General features: G+C 71.7%; 12 protein-coding genes and 2 pseudogenes. 3 read left to right on the plus strand and 11 right to left on the minus strand.

Annotation, left to right across the window (positions count from 1 at the left end; genetic code table 11):
• From ACWJ6R_RS14680 to gatC, 3 genes are all read right to left on the minus strand, one after another.
• The coding region (locus tag ACWJ6R_RS14680; RefSeq protein ID WP_449062753.1) for an AAA family ATPase at positions 1 to 462 on the minus strand (462 nt) is incomplete at its 3' end.
• 33 nt (positions 463 to 495) lie between these two features.
• Positions 496 to 1986, minus strand: a complete 1491-nt coding sequence (gatA, locus tag ACWJ6R_RS14685; RefSeq protein ID WP_449062754.1) for an Asp-tRNA(Asn)/Glu-tRNA(Gln) amidotransferase subunit GatA — start codon at positions 1984 to 1986, stop codon at positions 496 to 498.
• The gene (gatC, locus tag ACWJ6R_RS14690; protein ID WP_068897628.1) at positions 1983 to 2282 is read right to left on the minus strand and encodes an Asp-tRNA(Asn)/Glu-tRNA(Gln) amidotransferase subunit GatC; all 300 of its coding nucleotides are present in this window, start codon (positions 2280 to 2282) and stop codon (positions 1983 to 1985) included. Before gatC ends, gatA begins: the two co-directional genes overlap by 4 nt.
• Positions 2283 to 2613: 331 nt before the next feature.
• Here gatC and ACWJ6R_RS14695 point away from each other — a divergent pair, with 331 nt between their 5' ends.
• Entirely contained in the window at positions 2614 to 4029 is a 1416-nt protein-coding gene (locus ACWJ6R_RS14695) for an ATP-binding protein (protein WP_449062755.1), read from the plus strand.
• 23 nt (positions 4030 to 4052) lie between these two features.
• Here the strand turns inward: ACWJ6R_RS14695 and ACWJ6R_RS14700 are convergent, their stop codons facing one another.
• The 8 genes from ACWJ6R_RS14700 to ACWJ6R_RS14735 form a co-directional block, all read right to left on the minus strand.
• Positions 4053 to 4520, minus strand: a complete 468-nt coding sequence (locus ACWJ6R_RS14700) for a DUF7737 domain-containing protein (RefSeq protein WP_449062756.1) — start codon at positions 4518 to 4520, stop codon at positions 4053 to 4055.
• A complete protein-coding gene (locus ACWJ6R_RS14705) occupies positions 4424 to 4873 on the minus strand; it encodes a DUF4132 domain-containing protein (RefSeq protein ID WP_449062757.1) in 450 nt (149 codons plus the stop codon). The genes ACWJ6R_RS14700 and ACWJ6R_RS14705 overlap by 97 nt, the downstream gene beginning before the upstream one ends.
• A complete protein-coding gene (locus ACWJ6R_RS14710; RefSeq protein WP_449062758.1) occupies positions 4801 to 6393 on the minus strand; it encodes a DUF4132 domain-containing protein in 1593 nt (530 codons plus the stop codon). The genes ACWJ6R_RS14705 and ACWJ6R_RS14710 overlap by 73 nt, the downstream gene beginning before the upstream one ends.
• A 76-nt stretch (positions 6394 to 6469) precedes the next feature.
• Positions 6470 to 7906 (minus strand): ATP-binding protein, encoded by a 1437-nt coding sequence (locus ACWJ6R_RS14715; RefSeq protein ID WP_449062759.1) that lies wholly within the window; start codon positions 7904 to 7906, stop codon positions 6470 to 6472.
• 52 nt (positions 7907 to 7958) lie between these two features.
• On the minus strand, positions 7959 to 10040 hold the full coding sequence (locus ACWJ6R_RS14720; RefSeq protein ID WP_449062760.1) for a putative bifunctional diguanylate cyclase/phosphodiesterase: 2082 nt from the start codon (positions 10038 to 10040) through the stop codon (positions 7959 to 7961).
• Positions 10041 to 10170: 130 nt separating this feature from the next.
• The gene (ligA, locus tag ACWJ6R_RS14725) at positions 10171 to 12351 is read right to left on the minus strand and encodes an NAD-dependent DNA ligase LigA (protein WP_449062761.1); all 2181 of its coding nucleotides are present in this window, start codon (positions 12349 to 12351) and stop codon (positions 10171 to 10173) included.
• A gap of 182 nt (positions 12352 to 12533) precedes the next feature.
• Entirely contained in the window at positions 12534 to 12956 is a 423-nt protein-coding gene (locus ACWJ6R_RS14730; protein ID WP_449062762.1) for a hypothetical protein, read from the minus strand.
• 99 nt (positions 12957 to 13055) lie between these two features.
• The gene (locus ACWJ6R_RS14735) at positions 13056 to 14060 is read right to left on the minus strand and encodes a methionine synthase (protein WP_449062763.1); all 1005 of its coding nucleotides are present in this window, start codon (positions 14058 to 14060) and stop codon (positions 13056 to 13058) included.
• Between the two features lie 390 nt (positions 14061 to 14450).
• On the opposite strand from ACWJ6R_RS14735, the pseudogene ACWJ6R_RS14740 reads away from it, so the two are divergent.
• Positions 14451 to 14771, plus strand: a pseudogene (locus ACWJ6R_RS14740) (serine/threonine protein kinase); the annotation flags it as partial.
• Between the two features lie 106 nt (positions 14772 to 14877).
• Positions 14878 to 15253 (plus strand): annotated as a pseudogene (locus tag ACWJ6R_RS14745) (hypothetical protein); the annotation flags it as partial.

The raw sequence follows: 15253 nt of genomic DNA on the forward strand, positions 1-15253 counted from the left end.
GACCGGGGCGTGCCGGCGCCACGCGGCGACCGTGCGGCGGGGCGTGCCCGCCGGATCGGGGTCCACGACCATGAGCTCCAGCAGCTCCGGCGGGAGCCGCCGCGCCACGTGGCTGACGGCCGCCCCGGTGGACCTCGGGATGCGCAGCACCATCTCCGCGCCCGTGTCGAACCGGACCGGGAGCAGGGCCCCGGGCTCCGGGGAGACCAGGGCCTCCACCGCGACGGTGAACGCCGCGACGGGCGCGCCCTGCGCGACCCGGTGGAACTGCTCGTGCGGCGCCCCCCGGCGCGCGCCGAGGAGGCCGCCGGAACCGCCGACCTCGTCGGAGACGAACCCCAGCGCGTCGAACAGGTTGGACTTGCCCCCGGCGTTCGGACCGACCAGCGCGAGGAACGGCGGCACGTCGATCTCGAAGTCCAGGAACGACTTGAACCCGTCGATCTCGATGCGAGTGATCACTCCCCCGTTTCCTCCCCGGTGCCCTGCCCGCGCCTAGAGCGCGGGCGCCTTGGCCAGCAGGCCGCCGCCCCAGCGGTCCGTCAGGGCCCGCTCCACGGCGGCGCCGACCCGGTAGCAGCGGTCGTCGCCGAGCACGGGCGCCATGATCTGCAGGCCGACCGGGAGGCCGTCCTCGTCCGCCAGGCCGCACGGCACCGAGATGGCCGCGTTGCCGGCCAGGTTGGTGGGGATCGTGCACAGATCGGCGAGGTACATCGCCATGGGGTCGTCGGCGCGCTCGCCGATCGGGAACGCGGTGGTCGGCGTGGTCGGCGAGACGAGCACGTCCACCTGGTGGAAGGCCGCCTCGAAGTCGCGGGCGATCAGCGTGCGGACCTTCTGCGCCTGGCCGTAGTAGGCGTCGTAGTAGCCGCTGGACAGCGCGTAGGTGCCCAGGATGATGCGCCGCTTGACCTCGGGGCCGAAGCCCTGCGCCCGGGTCAGCGCCATGACCTCCTCGGCCGACCTCGTGCCGTCGTCGCCGACGCGCAGGCCGTACCGCATCGCGTCGAAGCGCGCCAGGTTGGACGAGCACTCCGACGGGGCGATGAGGTAGTAGGCGGGCAGCGCCGTGGTGAACGACGGGCAGGAGACCTCGACGACCTTGGCGCCGAGGGACTCCAGCAGCTCCACGGTCTCCCAGAAGCGGGCCAGCACGCCCGGCTGGTAGCCGTCCCCGCCGAACTCCTTGACCACGCCGATCCGCAGGCCCGCCACGTCGCCCTCGCGGGCCGCCTCGGCGACCCTCGGCACGGCGGCGTCGATGGAGGTGGAGTCCAGCGCGTCGTGCCCGGAGAACGCCTCGTGCAGCAGCGCCGCGTCCAGCACGGTGCGGGCGAACGGGCCCGGGGTGTCCAGGGAGCTGGCGAAGGCGATCAGGCCGTAGCGGGAGGAGCCGCCGTAGGTCGGCTTCATGCCGACGATGCCGGTGACGGCGGCGGGCTGCCGGATGGAGCCGCCGGTGTCGGTGCCGGTGGACAGCGGGGCCTCGTAGGCCGCGACCGCCGCGGACGAGCCGCCGGAGGAGCCGCCGGGGATGCGGGACAGGTCCCACGGGTTGCGGGTGACGCCGTAGGCGGAGTTCTCGGTGGAGGAGCCCATCGCGAACTCGTCCAGGTTGGTCTTGCCGAGGATCACCAGCCCGGCCTCGCGCAGCCGCCGGGTCACGGTCGCGTCGTACGGCGGGCGCCAGCCCTCGAGGATCTTCGACCCTGCCGTGGTGGGCATGTCCGTGGTGGTGAAGACGTCCTTGTGCGCGATCGGCACACCGGCCAGCGGGCCGAGCTCCTCGCCCGCGGCCAGGCGCTCGTCGACCTTCCGCGCCTGCGCCAGGGTCGTCTCGGCGTCGACGTGCAGGAACGCGTTGACCTGCGGTTCGACGGCGGCGATCCGGTCGAGGTGGGCGCGTGCGACCTCGACGGCCGAGGTCTCGCCGCTCGCGATCAGCGCGCCGAGCTCGGCGGCGGTCTTGTGGATCAGGCTCATGCTTCCTCCCCGAGGATGCGCGGGACGCGGAAGCGGTTCTCCTCGACGGCCGGGGCGCCGGACAGCGCCTCCTCGGGCGTCAGGCCGGGCCGTACCTCGTCGGGACGGTAGACGTTGGTGAGCGGGAGCGCGTGCGAGGACGGCGGGATGTCGTCGGCCGCCACCTCGGCGACGCGGGCGACCGCACCGATGATCACATCGAGCTGGGCGGCGAAGTGGTCGAGCTCCTCGTCGGACAGCGCCAGCCTGGACAGCCGGGCGAGGTGAGCGACCTCGTCGCGGGTTATGGCGGACATGAGTCGTTGAACCCGTTTCGTGGAATGGCAATCGGACACTCTCATCCTAGAGTGCGTGACCGTACGTGCCCGACTCCTCGGGTTCGGGTACGGCCCGGCTCCGCCGAAGAGCGCCCCTCCCGGCCGTCCGGGAGCCCCGCCCGACGTGCCCGGCGGCCATCCCGCGCCCGCCGCCGGAATTTCCATACTTCGCCGAACCCTGAACTCCGCATTGCCGGAAGGAGACAGGAGTGCACTTCGTCGAAGTGCACTCCTACTTCTTCTCGGAATACTATCCACATAGATACTATCGCCAGCGATAGTATCTACGAAAGAAGTCTTGGGAGGTCACATGGGCGGGTTCGTCGGCCGGGAGCACGAGCTGGCGTCGCTCGACTCGCTGCTCGGCCAGGTGCGATCAGAGATCTCCACGGCGCGCCCCGGCCGATGCGTGCTGATGCGCGGACGGCGGCGGATCGGCAAGTCGGCTCTGGCCGAGGAGTTCGTCAACCGGAGCGGCCTGCCGTCGCTGTTCTACACGGCGGCGCGCGCCGACGCCCAGACCGAGCTGCGACAGCTCATGGACGACGTCTCCGCTTCCGGCCTGCCGGGAAAGGACGTCTTCGCGGAGATGGCCCCGAGCACGTGGAACGGCGCCCTGCAACTCCTCGCCGACGCTCTGCCCGATGACGGCCCTTCCGTCGTCGTGATCGACGAGGTCCCCTACCTCATGGAACGCGTCGACGCCTTCGAGGGCCTCCTGCAGCGCGCCTGGGACCGGTTCCTCAGCCGGAAACCCGTCCTGCTCGTCCTCATCGGCTCCGACCTGTCGATGATGGAGGCCCTGAACGACTACGAGCGCCCGTTCCACCAGCGGGGGACCGAGATGGTCGTCGGACCGCTCAACCCCCACGAGATCCAGCGCATGCTCCACCTCTCCCCGGCCGACGCGTTCGACGCCACCGTCGTCACGGGCGGTCTCCCCCTGGTCTGCGGCGAGTGGCCGCGCGGGGCGTCGCTCTGGGAGTACCTGCACGGCGCCCTGACGAATCCGGTCTCCGCGCTCCTGGTGTCCGCCGAGCGCTCACTCGCGGCCGAGTTCCCGGTGGAGGCGCAGGCCCGCCAGGTGCTGCAGGCGATCGGCAGCGGCGAGCGCACGTTCACCAACATCGCCCGGCAGGCGGGCGGCATCTCCCACAGCACGCTGTCCCGCGCGGCCGATCTACTGATCACCAAGGGGATGGTGGCCGGTGAGCTCCCCGTGTCCCTGCGCCCGTCGAAGGAGCGCCGCTACCGGGTCACCGATCCCTACCTGCGCTTCTGGCTCTCCTTCCTCCATCCGCACATGCCGGAGATCGAGCGCCGCCGGGGCGATCTGACCCTCCGGCGGATCGTCTCGCGGTGGAGCACCTGGCGGGGACGCGCCATCGAGCCGCTCGTACGCGAGTCACTGGCCAGGCTGCTGCCGGACGACAGGCTCCCGGAGGCTCCGGCGGTCGGCTCCTACTGGACCCGGAGCAACGACGTGGAGATCGACATCGTCGGAGCCGACCGCGGACCGGTCGCGCGGGAGCTCCGCTTCCTCGGATCGATCAAGTGGCTGGAGAACGCCGCCTTCGACGACCACGACCTGGCCGCGCTGGCCAGGCACCGCGCCGCCCTCACCGACGGGCCGGCGCCCCTCGTCGCCGTCTCCCGCAACGGGGTCTCCTGCTCGGGCCTGACCGCGTCGTACGGCCCCGACGACCTGATGAGCGCCTGGAACTGATACGGCGGTGTCCGAGCGGTCGTTCAGCCGAGCTGCCGGGTGATCGTCGGGTCCGTGATCGCCGTGTCGTCGGCCAGGAGGAACGCCTTCGAAAGGATCACCGACAGCGTCCCCCCGTCGTCCTCGAACGGCAGGAACACCGATCCGGCCGCGCGCCCGCTCGCCGGGACGATGCACAGGTACGCGTCGTTGGGCTCCATCAGAATGTTCGTCGACCCCAGATGGATCTTGTACGTCTTCAGGTCACCCCGTACGAGAAGGAACCTGTCGGTCAGCTCCACTCGGGAGGCGATCTTCAGTTTCGGCAGCAGCCGCGCCAGCACCTCGCGCCGGGTCTTGGCCGTCTCCGTCAGCTCGCCGAAGCCGTGGGAGCGCCAATAGCGTTCATGGCCGATCAGCGCCTGGTCGTCGCGGGCGACCGAGGCCACGCCCACGGCGAGGTCGGCCTCGCGGAGGATTTCCGACAGCACCAGCGGCGGCAGATCGGCCATCGACGCCGGTTGCCCGTCGCGGTGGAAGGTGATGCCCTCGGTGGCGCACAGCATGGTGGTCTCGGCCCCGGGCCGGAGACGATGTGCATGGCCCAGCGGGCCTGCCAGCCCGCCAGGTCGCGCACCACCTCGCCCTGGTCGCCGCCGTTCTCGTAGTCCCAGTTGCCGATCGACCGGCCGGTCCAGCCTCGCTGGCCCAGCAGGGTCCGGGCTTGGCCGTAGCGCAGAATGTGGCCGGCGAAACGGCTGGAGAAGGTGCCGGTCCGCTCCTCGGCGGGGGTCAGCAGGTAGAGCTCGCGGAAGACCTGCTTGAACGGCTGGCGTACACCACCTCGAGAAGACGGTCGCGCCATGCCGCCACCTCGTCGGCGGTCGCGTGGATCGGGTGCCACAGGCCTGCCACGGCGTCGGGGGCAGGACGGTGGCCGGCCAGTTCCCAGCCGTCGGTGGTCTTGACCGGCAGGGCCGCCGGACCGCCGGCGATCTGCCAGACCAGGGCGCGGGCGTAGGGGCCGGTGACGGGATGGTCGAGGAAGTACTCGGTCACCTCGCGCCAGTGCCACGTCCGCTCATGGACGATCGCCTGTTCCAAGCGGGACCGCTCGGCCGCCTGCGCCAGCTTGAGCTCCTTCAGGATGGCTCGCAGATCGGACAGCTCCGCACGCAGATCCTTCGGCAGCGACTTGACGGTCTTGCCGGCGGCGTTCACATAGCGCAGGGCGGGCACGTCGGCGCACAGCCTGACCCGGTAGTCGCCGATCTTCTCCTCGCGGACGCCGTCGGCGTCCAGACCGAAGGTGGGGACCGTCCGGTCGAGCAACTGCTCGCGGGTCAGCCCGTTCTCGCCGGCCACCGCGTCGAGGGCGAGGCTCAGATTCCGCTGTACGGATCTCGCGCGCACCTTCGCCTGAATCCTGGACAGCGGGACGATCACGTCGAGGCCGCCCCTGCGGGCCAGGACGCCGACGGCGGCGTTGGTGACGGGTTCGCAGCGGCACGTGGAGCCCATCCCGTTGCTGCCGGTACCGCAGGTCATCGCGACATCGGTGACGAGCGAGGTCACCCAGCGCTCGTCGATGACCTGGCAGGTCCACAGGATGCCGCGCACCACGACGATGGTCTGCTCCTTGAGGAAGACCTTGTCCCACCACTCCTCGTCGTCATAGCGGACGGCCCAGTCTCCGCCCCGGTAGGCCACCAGCCGAGTGAGCAGCTCACGGACCAGGGCGATCGCGCCGGGGGTGAGCATCCGCGCGGCGTTCCTGAGCCATCGGGCGCTGGGTCTGGTCGAGCGGGCGGTGTTCCAGTGGCGGAACAGCGGCAGCACCTCGACCAGGCGCGGGCCGTACTCCTCGGCCAGCATGCGGGCGAAGTGGTCGGTCTCTCCGATCTCGGTCCGGACCACCCCGGCCGGGCCGTGCTCGGCGGGTTCGGTGAGCAGCTCGGTCACCTGCTCGGCCAGGAGCGTCCGCGCGTCCTTCAGCCACGGTCCCGACGTCAACCAGTGCAGCAGGTCCCGGCGCAGCTGGTAGTCGAACCGGCGGGCCGCCGCAAGCGGGATCCGGAACAGCTCCTCGTAGCGGGTGTGCCCCTGTCGCACCCAGTACTCCGCCCGGCCCATGAGGTGGTGCGCTTCCCGGTAGGTGAAGTCGATGTCGCGCTCGGCCACCGACCGGACCACGCGCAGCACCCGCTCGTCGTAGTCATGGCCGCCTTCCGGCCCCAGCCAGAGCTTCATCTGCGCGTAGGTGCCGTAGACCCGCCAGTCCACGCCGGGGCCGGGGTCGAGTCCCTGCTCGGTGAGCTCGTCGAACCGCTGATAGGCAGCCCTCGCGGCCGGCTCCAGATGGTCCCAACTGCCCGCTGACGTCATGACACGGCTCCACTGATGATCGGAAACTCTGGGTGATCATGGATATCAGCCGGAACCGACAGACTCTCCCTCGCCGTCAGGCGTAGAGCTCCGCCAGGCCGATCGTGCGGACGTCGCCCTCCGAGCGCAGGGCCGGCTCGAATCCCGCACCGCTGTAGCAGGCGAGCACCGTCTCACGGGTGTCGTATCCCTTCCCGGCGAGCAGGTCCCGGGCGCGGCGCAGCCGCTCGACATGCCGCCCGCCCATGACGTCGCCCCACTTCGCCTCCCCCAGCGAGAGCACCTTCCGCGGCTGACCCGGGACCGCTGGGGCGAACACGGCGACGTCCACCTGGATCTGCGCGCGCCGCGCATGATCGGTGAGAGCCCCGGCCCCCACCTCTCCCGGCAGTCCTCCGAAGATCGGTTCGACCGACGCGAACTGCCGGCACAGTTCCTCGAAGTGCGGACCCATGATCTGGGATCGGAACCGGGGCGCGGCGTCCGCCCAGACCGCCTCGGCCCGCCCGCTCTCCAGCAGCCCCCACTGCGGACGCATGATCACCTGATAGAAGGTGATCAGCGGCTCGGCCACCCGGTAGACCGACCGCCCCGGGCGGAAGACGTCCGGCTCCCGCCGGAGCAGGCGGCTGTCCTCCAGCACATTGAGATGGTGTCCGATGTCGGCCGCCTTGCGGCCGATGTAGTTCGCGATCCCGCCCCGGGTGTTGTTTCCCGCCGCCACCGCGGCCAGCACCGAGTGGTACAGGGCCACATCGCGCACGTCCGTCTCCTCCTCCAGGAGGTATCGGGCCTCCCGGAACAGCGGCGTGCCGGGGTCCAGCACCGTGCGCAGCACCCAGTCGTCGAAGTCGTCCAGCGCCCGGGGCACGTCCCCGTTGAGGAATCGCAGATAGGCCGGAGTGCCTCCGACCACCGCGTGCAGTCGCGCGGCCAGCGCCGGATCGCTCACCTTCCAGTACTTCGCGGCGAGCGGGTGGTCGAAGGGTTTGACGACCAGTTCGAGGGTCGCCCGGCCCCGCAGGGGGGCACTCCCCGACAGCAGTCCTCCCATGACGGACATCGCCGAACCGCAGAGCAGAAGCGCGAGCCGCCTCCCTTCGGAGATCGCCCGGTCCACCTCCCGCTGCACGATGGACGGGAGCGCGGGTGAGACCTTGCTGAGATAGGGGAACTCGTCGATCACGATCGGTCTGCCGGTGGCGTCGGCGACCGCGAACAGCTGCCTGACGGCCTCGTCCCAGTCCGTGAACCTCATCGGCACGGCGGTGCCGGCGTAGCCGCTCAGCGCGGCCGAGAAGAGGTTCAGGGATTCGGCCTCGGTGGCCTGGGTCGCCCCGAAGTAGAACCCGTCCGCCTCTCTGGTCAGGGCTTCGAGCAGGAAGGTCTTGCCCTGGCGGCGCCGACCGCTCACCACTCCGAACTGCACCGAATCGGTGCCTCTCTCCACGAATGCCGCCAGATGCCGCCACTCGAAGTCGCGGGCGAAGATCCTGTCAGGCTTGGGAAGCACGGTGACCCCCGAAACATAGGACTGTACTTCGACGAAGCGTACTCCTATGTGTTCAGGCCGTCTGGGGGTCGAGGAGCCCGGCGGGGTCGGGCACCCGGAAGGCGGGCCGGACCGGGGCGCGGTGCTCGCGGAGCCAGGCCGTCGCGTCGGCGGCGGACATCGGCTCGGCGAACCACCAGCCCTGGGCGAGGTCGCAGCCCATCTCCTCCAGGCGCGCGGCCACCTCGGCCGACTCGACGCCCTCGGCGACCGAGCGCAGCCCCAGGGAGCGGACCAGGTCGACGATGGAGCGGACGATCCGCTCGTCGTCCCGGGACTCGCAGATCCGCCGCACGAACGAGGCGTCGATCTTCACCTCGGCGACCGGGAGCCGCTGCAGCCGGACCAGCGAGGAGTAGCCGGTGCCGAAGTCGTCCAGGGCGAGCGGCACGCCCAGGGAGTTCAGCGCCCGTACGGCGTCGGCGGTGTAGGCCTGGTCGGTCATCAGGATGCGCTCGGTGACCTCCAGCTGGATCGCCTTGGGCGGCAGCCGGTGTTTCGCCAGTCCGGCCTCCAGCCGTTCGGGCAGGGCGGAGTCGAGCAGGTCTCGGGCCGAGACGTTGACGGAGATCTGCTCGTGCACCCCTGCGCGCCACCAGGCGGCGGCCTGCTCCAGCGCCGCGTCGATGACGTACTCGGTGAGCTGGCGCATCAGGTAGGACTGCTCGGCGAGCGGGATGAAGTCGTCCGGGTAGACCGTCCCCCGCACCGGGTGGCACCAGCGCAGCAGCGCCTCCACCCCCCGCACCTGCCCGGCCGCCAGGTCGATCTTCGGCTGGTAGTGCAGCACGAGCTCGGAGCGGTCGATGGCCCGGCGCAGGTCGCCGAGGAGGCCGAGCCGTTCGGGGCTGTTGCGGTCCTTGTCGGCGACGTAGAGCTCGACGCCGGTCCGGCCCTCCTTGGCGAGGTACATCGCCACGTCGGAGCGCTGCAGCAGCAGCTCGAAGTCCGGCGCGTGGTCGGGGTGGAGCGCGATGCCGATCGAGGCGTCCATGTCGAACGTCATGCCCTCCAGCCGGACCGGCTCGGTGAGCGCCACCCGCAGGCGCGCGGCCACCTCGCGCGCCGCGGCGGCGTCCCTGACCGAGGGGAGCAGCACCGCGAACTCGTCGCCGCCGAGCCGGGCGACCACGTCCCCCGGCCGCACGCTGTGGGTCAGCCGGTGCGCCACCGTCTGCAGCAGGCGGTCGCCCACCGGGTGCCCGAGCGTGTCGTTGACCTCCTTGAAGCGGTCGAGGTCCAGCAGGAGCAGGCCGACCCGCTCCCCCTGCCGCGCCCGCGCCTCGGCAAGCGCTTCCTCGGTGCGCAGCACGAGCAGCTTGCGGTTCGGCAGCCCGGTCAACCCGTCGTGCATCGCCTGGTGGTCCCGGCGGACCGAGATCGTGGCGGTGAAGTAGACGGCGGCCATCGGCGCGACGAACAGCGGCACCAGCGCCGGGGAGTGGTTCATGACCACCACGACGAGCGGGGCCAGGCCGAGCAGCGCGGCGTAGACCAGGCTCTGGTGGCCGATCGTGGTCCTGATCACCCGGTGGACCGAGCGCCGCTCGTGCAGCGCGACCGCCCCGCAGACCAGCAGCCCCCTGGTCACGAAGTAGGCCAGCCCGGCCAGCCCGATGGCGAGCAGGTCGGTGCCCGCCGGCACCCAGGCGGCCCCCGGCCGGTGGCCGAACAGCACGAGCACCGCCCCCGCCGCCGTGCAGGCCAGCGTCACCTGGGCGACGTTGAACAGGACCCGGTGCCACGCCTTGCGGGTGACCGCACCGTTGAACAGGATGCCGACCGCCTGCATCAGCGCGGCGACCGGCAGCCCGTAGTGGAGCAGCGCGGCGAAGGTGAACATCGTCGACGGGTACGTGCCCCCCGCCGCCGTCGACGACGAGAGCAGCACCGGTCGCAGGTCCCCCAGCACGATCAGGACCATGAGCGTCCAGAACAGCGGGGAGCGCGCGAGCTCCGCCGGATCGCCGGGACTGATCCACCACAGCGCCGCGGCCAGGGCGGCGATCCCGATGGCGGTGACCGCCGTGAGGTAGGCCCACAGGGGCGAGCCCGCACGTGGTCCGGTGTCGCGTGTATCTGTTGGGTCGGCCATGAGTAATAAAACCCCCATTAGTTCACTATGGGAGAGTACGGCCTCCGGGCCACTTCGCGAAACCGATTGCGCACGTTCTGTGACGAGAGGCGGAGGGCGCGCACGCGGTGGTGCCCGTCGCCACGGCGCGTCACTCCTCCGGTCGGACCGCCTTGGCCGCCGCGGCCTCGGGTCCCTCCGTGAGGAGGACCTCCAGGCCGCCCTCGTCGAGGATCGGCACGCCCAGTTTGACCGCCTTGTCGAACTTGGAGCCGGCATTCTCCCCGGCGATCACGAAGGAGGTCTTCTTCGACACCGAGCCGGAGACCTTCCCGCCCCTGCCCGCCAGGGCGGCCGCCGCCTCGTCGCGGGTATAGCCCGCCAGCGTGCCGGTGACCACGAAGGTCAGCCCGGTCAGGGTCTGCGGCGGCAGGTCGGCCGGCGGCGCGTCCTCCATCCGGACCCCGGCGGCCCGCCAGCGGTCGACGATCTCGCGGTGCCAGTCGACCTCGAACCAGTCGCGGATCGCCGCGGCCACGCGCGGGCCGACGCCCTCGACCGCGGCGAGCTCCTCCTCGGAGGCCGCCATGATCGCGTCCATCGAGCCGAACTCGGCGGCGATCGCCTGGGCGGTGGGCGGGCCGACGTGCCGGATGGAGAGCGCCACCAGCACCCGCCAGAGCGGCCGGTCCTTGGCCTTCTCCAGCTCCTGGAGCATCTTCTCGGCGTTCTTGCTGGGCGTGCCGTTCTTGTTGGCGAAGAAGGTGACGACCTTGGCCTCGCCGGTCTCCGGGTCGGTCTTCGGCAGGCCGGTGTCGATGTCGCGGACGACCGACTCGATCGGCAGCAGCCGCTCGATGGTCAGGTCGAACAGGTCGGCCTCGGTGCGGACCGGCGGCTCGTGCGGCGGGAGCGGCCGGGTCAGCGCGGTGGCCGCCACGTAGCCGAGGCCCTCGATGTCGAGCGCCTTGCGGCTCGCGGCGAAGAAGATGCGCTCCCGGAGCTGGGCCGGGCAGGCCCGGGTGTCGGGGCAGCGCAGGTCGGCGTCGCCCTCCTTCTCGTAGGCCAGCTCGGTGCCGCACTCGGGGCAGCGCGTCGGCATCGTGAACGCGCGCTCGGTGCCGTCGCGCAGCTCCACGACCGGCTTGACGATCTCCGGGATCACGTCGCCCGCCTTGCGCAGCACCACGGTGTCACCGATCAGCACGCCCTTGCGCGCCACCTCCGAGCCGTTGTGCAGCGTGGCCCGCTCGACCGTGGAGCCCGCCACCACCACCGGCTCCATGACGCCGAACGGGGTGACCCTGCCGGTCCGGCCGACGCCCACCTGGATGTCGAGGAGCTTGGTGTTGGCCTCCTCCGGCGGGTATTTGTAGGCGATCGCCCAGCGCGGCGCCCGGCTGGTGGAGCCCAGGTCGCGCTGGAGGCCGATCCGGTCGACCTTCACCACGACGCCGTCGATCTCGTAGGCCGGGTCGTGGCGGTGCTCCCGGTAGTGCTCGATGTAGCCGTTGATGCCGTCGAGGTCGTCGACGACCTTGCACAGGTCGCTCACCGGCAGGCCGAACTCCCGCAGCCGCTCGTAGACCGCCGACTGGGTGGGCGGCCTCGTGCTCCCCTGCCAGACGCCGGTCCCATGGACGATCATCCGCAGCGGGCGCTGGGCGGTGACGCGCGGGTCCTTCTGCCGGAGCGAACCCGCCGCCGAGTTGCGCGGGTTGGCGAACGGCGGCTTGCCCGCCGCGACGAGCTGCTCGTTGAGCTTGGCGAACTCCTCGACCGGGATGTAGATCTCACCCCGGACCTCCACCAGGTCGGGCACGTCGTCGCCGGTCAGGCGGTGCGGGATGTCGGCGATCGTGCGTACGTTGGCCGTCACGTCGTCGCCCATCTCACCGTCGCCCCGGACGACGCCCCGGACGAGGCGGCCCTTCTCGTAGACCAGCGAGATCGCCAGACCGTCGATCTTCAGCTCGCACAGGTAGGGTCCCGGGTCCTGCTCGGCCAGCCGCTCGATCCGCGCCTGCCAGGAAGCCAGGTCGTCGGCGTCGAAGGCGTTGTCCAGGCTCTCCATCCGGCTCAGGTGCTCGACCGGCGTGAAGTCCCCCGAGATCGGCGCGCCGACCTTCTGCGTCGGCGAGTCGGGGGTGCGCAGGGCGGGGTGCTCCTCCTCCAGGGCGTGCAGCTCACGCATCCACGTGTCGTACTGCGCGTCGCTGGCGGTCGGCGCGTCGAGCACGTAGTAGCGCCAGTTGGCCTCCTCGACCAGCTCGCTCAGCTCCGCGTGCCGCTCCAGCGCCGCCACCGGAACGCCCTCGACCTCTACGCCCATCGCCTGTTCTCCCCTCGTCGGACCGACCAGGGAGAATCTATCGCCGGGCACCGACATCCGGCCGAGCGCCGACATCCGGCCGGGCGCCGGCGGCGGGCGGGCACCTTATCCGGCCGCGCGGCCCTCGGCCGGGAGCCCGGGTCACGAGGCTCCCGGTCACCGGATCCCCGGGCCGCCGGGGATCAGCCGCCCTGGCGGTAGACGGTCTTCCAGGACGTGCACCGGCCGGTCGGTCCGCCGGCGTTGCCCCGGCAGACCTTCGCCTTGACCGTCAGGGGGTAGCCGATGTTCTTGCGGAACGTCCCCGAGCCCGGCGTGCAGTTGTAGTAGGCCGTCGAGCCCCAGCGACCGGTGCTCCCGCTCAGCCAGCGCAGCCGCACCCACGAGCAGCCCCTCCCCCGGGTGTCGTAGAGACTGCCCCGGATCTGGAAGGAGCTCTGGGTGACGACGATCTTCCCCTTGGCGGTGGCGTGGCCGTCGGTGGAGTGGATCGGTCCCCACTTCCAGCTCGAGGCCGCCGCGTCGGCCGAGGCCGCCGTGGACCCGCCGAGGGTGAGGGCCGCGGCTGCGGTCAGGCCGAGCAGGAAACGGAACCCGGTGCGCATCGAAACTCCAGACGTGTGATCGGTTCAGCGACGTGTCCAGAGATACGGCCCCGTACTTGCACTCCGCTTGAAGCCCCGTAGGACCGCTGGCAGGAGGTCCTATTCGCCCGGGTCCTCGCGGAGCACCCGGGCCGCCTCCCGGCACTTCGCCAGTGCGGCCCTGGCGTAGGCGGGCGAGGCTCCGGCCAGCCCGCAGGCGGGGGTGAGCACGACCTGGGAGGCCAGGGTCGCGGAGGGGAAGCCCAGGCGGCGCCAGAGCTCGACGGCGGGCCGGGCGACCTCCCCGACGTCCGGGAGCGAAGCGTCCGCACCGGGCACGACCCCGAGGAGGAACGCCGTCCCGGCCTCGACGGACTCGCCGATCGCGTCCTCGTCGCGCCGCCGCAGCAGGGAGGCGTCCAGCGAGACGCCCTTCACCCCCGCCTCGCGCAGGACCCGGAAGGGCACGCCGGGGGCGCAGCAGTGCACGACCGGGAAGGCCCCCTCCGGGAGCACCGACCGGAGCCGCTCGGCGGCCACCGGCGCCTCGACGGCGCGCAGCCGCCCGAAGCCCGACGCCGTCGGCACCGTGCCGGCCAGCACGCCGGGCAGGCCCGGCTCATCGAGCTGGACCACGATCTCCGTGGCGCCCGGCACCCGCTTGCGGACCTCCGCCAGATGCAGGGCGAGCCCTTCGGCGTAGGACTCCACCAGGTCGCGCACGGCTCCGGGGTCGGCGAGCGTCCGGTCGCCGTGGCGCAGTTCGACGGCCCCGGCCAGGGTCCACGGCCCGCACGCCTGGATCTTGAAGGGGCCCCGGTAGCCCTGGGCCGCCTCCTCCAGGCCGTCGAGGTCGCGCCGCAGGTGGTCGCGGGCCCGTTTGGCGTCCCGGCCGGGCCGGTCGGTGAAGCGCCAGCCCGAGGGCTGCACCTCCACGGCCAGCTCCACCAGCAGGGACGCGGCCCTGCCGATCATGTCCGCGCCGACGCCGCGCGCCGGGAGCTCCGGCAGGTACGGCAGAGCCGGCAGCTCGCCGAAGACGATCCTGACCGCCTCGGCGTGGTCCTCGCCCGGGTGCGATCCGATCCCGGTCGCGGCCGCCTCGTCCCACGGAAACACGTTCACGACGGCCAGCTTAGGCCCGGCGGACGGCCCCGGAGGATCACCCCCGCCCGGCGGACGGCGTCCTCGGTGTTCCGTTCCGTTCCGGTCCGGTCCGGCCCGGCCCGGCCCGGACGCCCGGGTTCCCGATTCGTTAGGAAATGAAACACGTAATACCGACGAAGCGGGTGATGAGGACGAGACGGATTTGCTTTGATGGACCTAGATCAACCCATAGACGCTTATATCGATAGCGGGGCTGGAAGGAATTCCATGGGCGATTTACACCCATTGCTACCTAACGATCCGGAACGTATCGGTATATACGTTCTGATCGGACGGTTCTCCCCGGATCCCGGGCAGGCCGTCTACCTGGGCCATCTGCTGGACGACGACACGCCCCGCGTGATCCGCATGCTGGAGCCCCGCCCGGACGCCGATCCGCAGGAGCGGGAGCGGATCACCAACGGGCTGAACGCGGCCAAGCGGGTCTCGGGCGCCCACACCGCCCGGCTGATCGAGACCGGCTGGTTCGACGACGCGCCGTACGTGGTCCGCGAGCACGTCGAAGGGCGTTCGCTCCGTGAGACGGTGTCGCAGGACGGACCGCTCACCGGGGACGCGCTGGAGCGCCTCGCCGTGGGCACGCTGGGCGCCCTCACCGCCGTCCACATGTCCGGGATCGTCCACGGCGGGCTCACCCCCGACACGGTGCTCCTGGGCCCCGACGGCCCCCGGGTCTGCGACATCGGCCTCGGCGGGGCGGGCTCCGAGCCCGACTACGTCGCACCCGAGCGCCTGCGCGCGGGGCTCCCGCCCGGCGGCGTTCCAGGCGCTCCCGGTGCCTCCCCCCGCTCCGGGCGCCGCCCCCGCCCCCTTCGCCGCGAAACCCGCCGACCTGTTCGCCTGGGCGGCGACGGTCGTCTACGCGGCCACCGGGCGGCCGCCCTACGGAGGCCGCCCCGAGCTGGTGCTGGAGGGACCCGCCGACCTGAGCGGCATCCCGGCGACGCTCCGCCCGCTCATCGCCGCCTGCCTGGACAAGCGCCCGGAGGCCCGGCCGGACGCGGGAACGGCCATGCTGCGGCTGCTCGGCGAGCGCCCCGAGGACCGCGTCCTGTCCGCCGTCCCCGTCCCCCAGGAAGGGCGTCCACTCCCCCCCGGCGACGACCTGCGGGGCGAGATCATGCCGGGCGCGGCCGGGCACCCCGGCGCCG

The organism is Planomonospora algeriensis (genome assembly GCF_977012225.1).

Bases quoted from the DNA above. Each gene is read 5' to 3' on its own strand.
- gatA (WP_449062754.1), bottom strand. From the start codon at position 1,986: ATGAGCCTGATCCACAAGACCGCCGCCGAGCTCGGCGCGCTGATCGCG.
- gatC (WP_068897628.1), bottom strand. From the start codon at position 2,282: ATGTCCGCCATAACCCGCGACGAGGTCGCTCACCTCGCCCGGCTGTCC.
- ACWJ6R_RS14695 (WP_449062755.1), top strand. From the start codon at position 2,614: ATGGGCGGGTTCGTCGGCCGGGAGCACGAGCTGGCGTCGCTCGACTCG.
- ACWJ6R_RS14700 (WP_449062756.1), bottom strand. From the start codon at position 4,520: ATGGCCGATCTGCCGCCGCTGGTGCTGTCGGAAATCCTCCGCGAGGCC.
- ACWJ6R_RS14705 (WP_449062757.1), bottom strand. From the start codon at position 4,873: ATGGCGCGACCGTCTTCTCGAGGTGGTGTACGCCAGCCGTTCAAGCAG.
- ACWJ6R_RS14710 (WP_449062758.1), bottom strand. From the start codon at position 6,393: ATGACGTCAGCGGGCAGTTGGGACCATCTGGAGCCGGCCGCGAGGGCT.
- ACWJ6R_RS14720 (WP_449062760.1), bottom strand. From the start codon at position 10,040: ATGGCCGACCCAACAGATACACGCGACACCGGACCACGTGCGGGCTCG.
- ligA (WP_449062761.1), bottom strand. From the start codon at position 12,351: ATGGGCGTAGAGGTCGAGGGCGTTCCGGTGGCGGCGCTGGAGCGGCAC.
- ACWJ6R_RS14730 (WP_449062762.1), bottom strand. From the start codon at position 12,956: ATGCGCACCGGGTTCCGTTTCCTGCTCGGCCTGACCGCAGCCGCGGCC.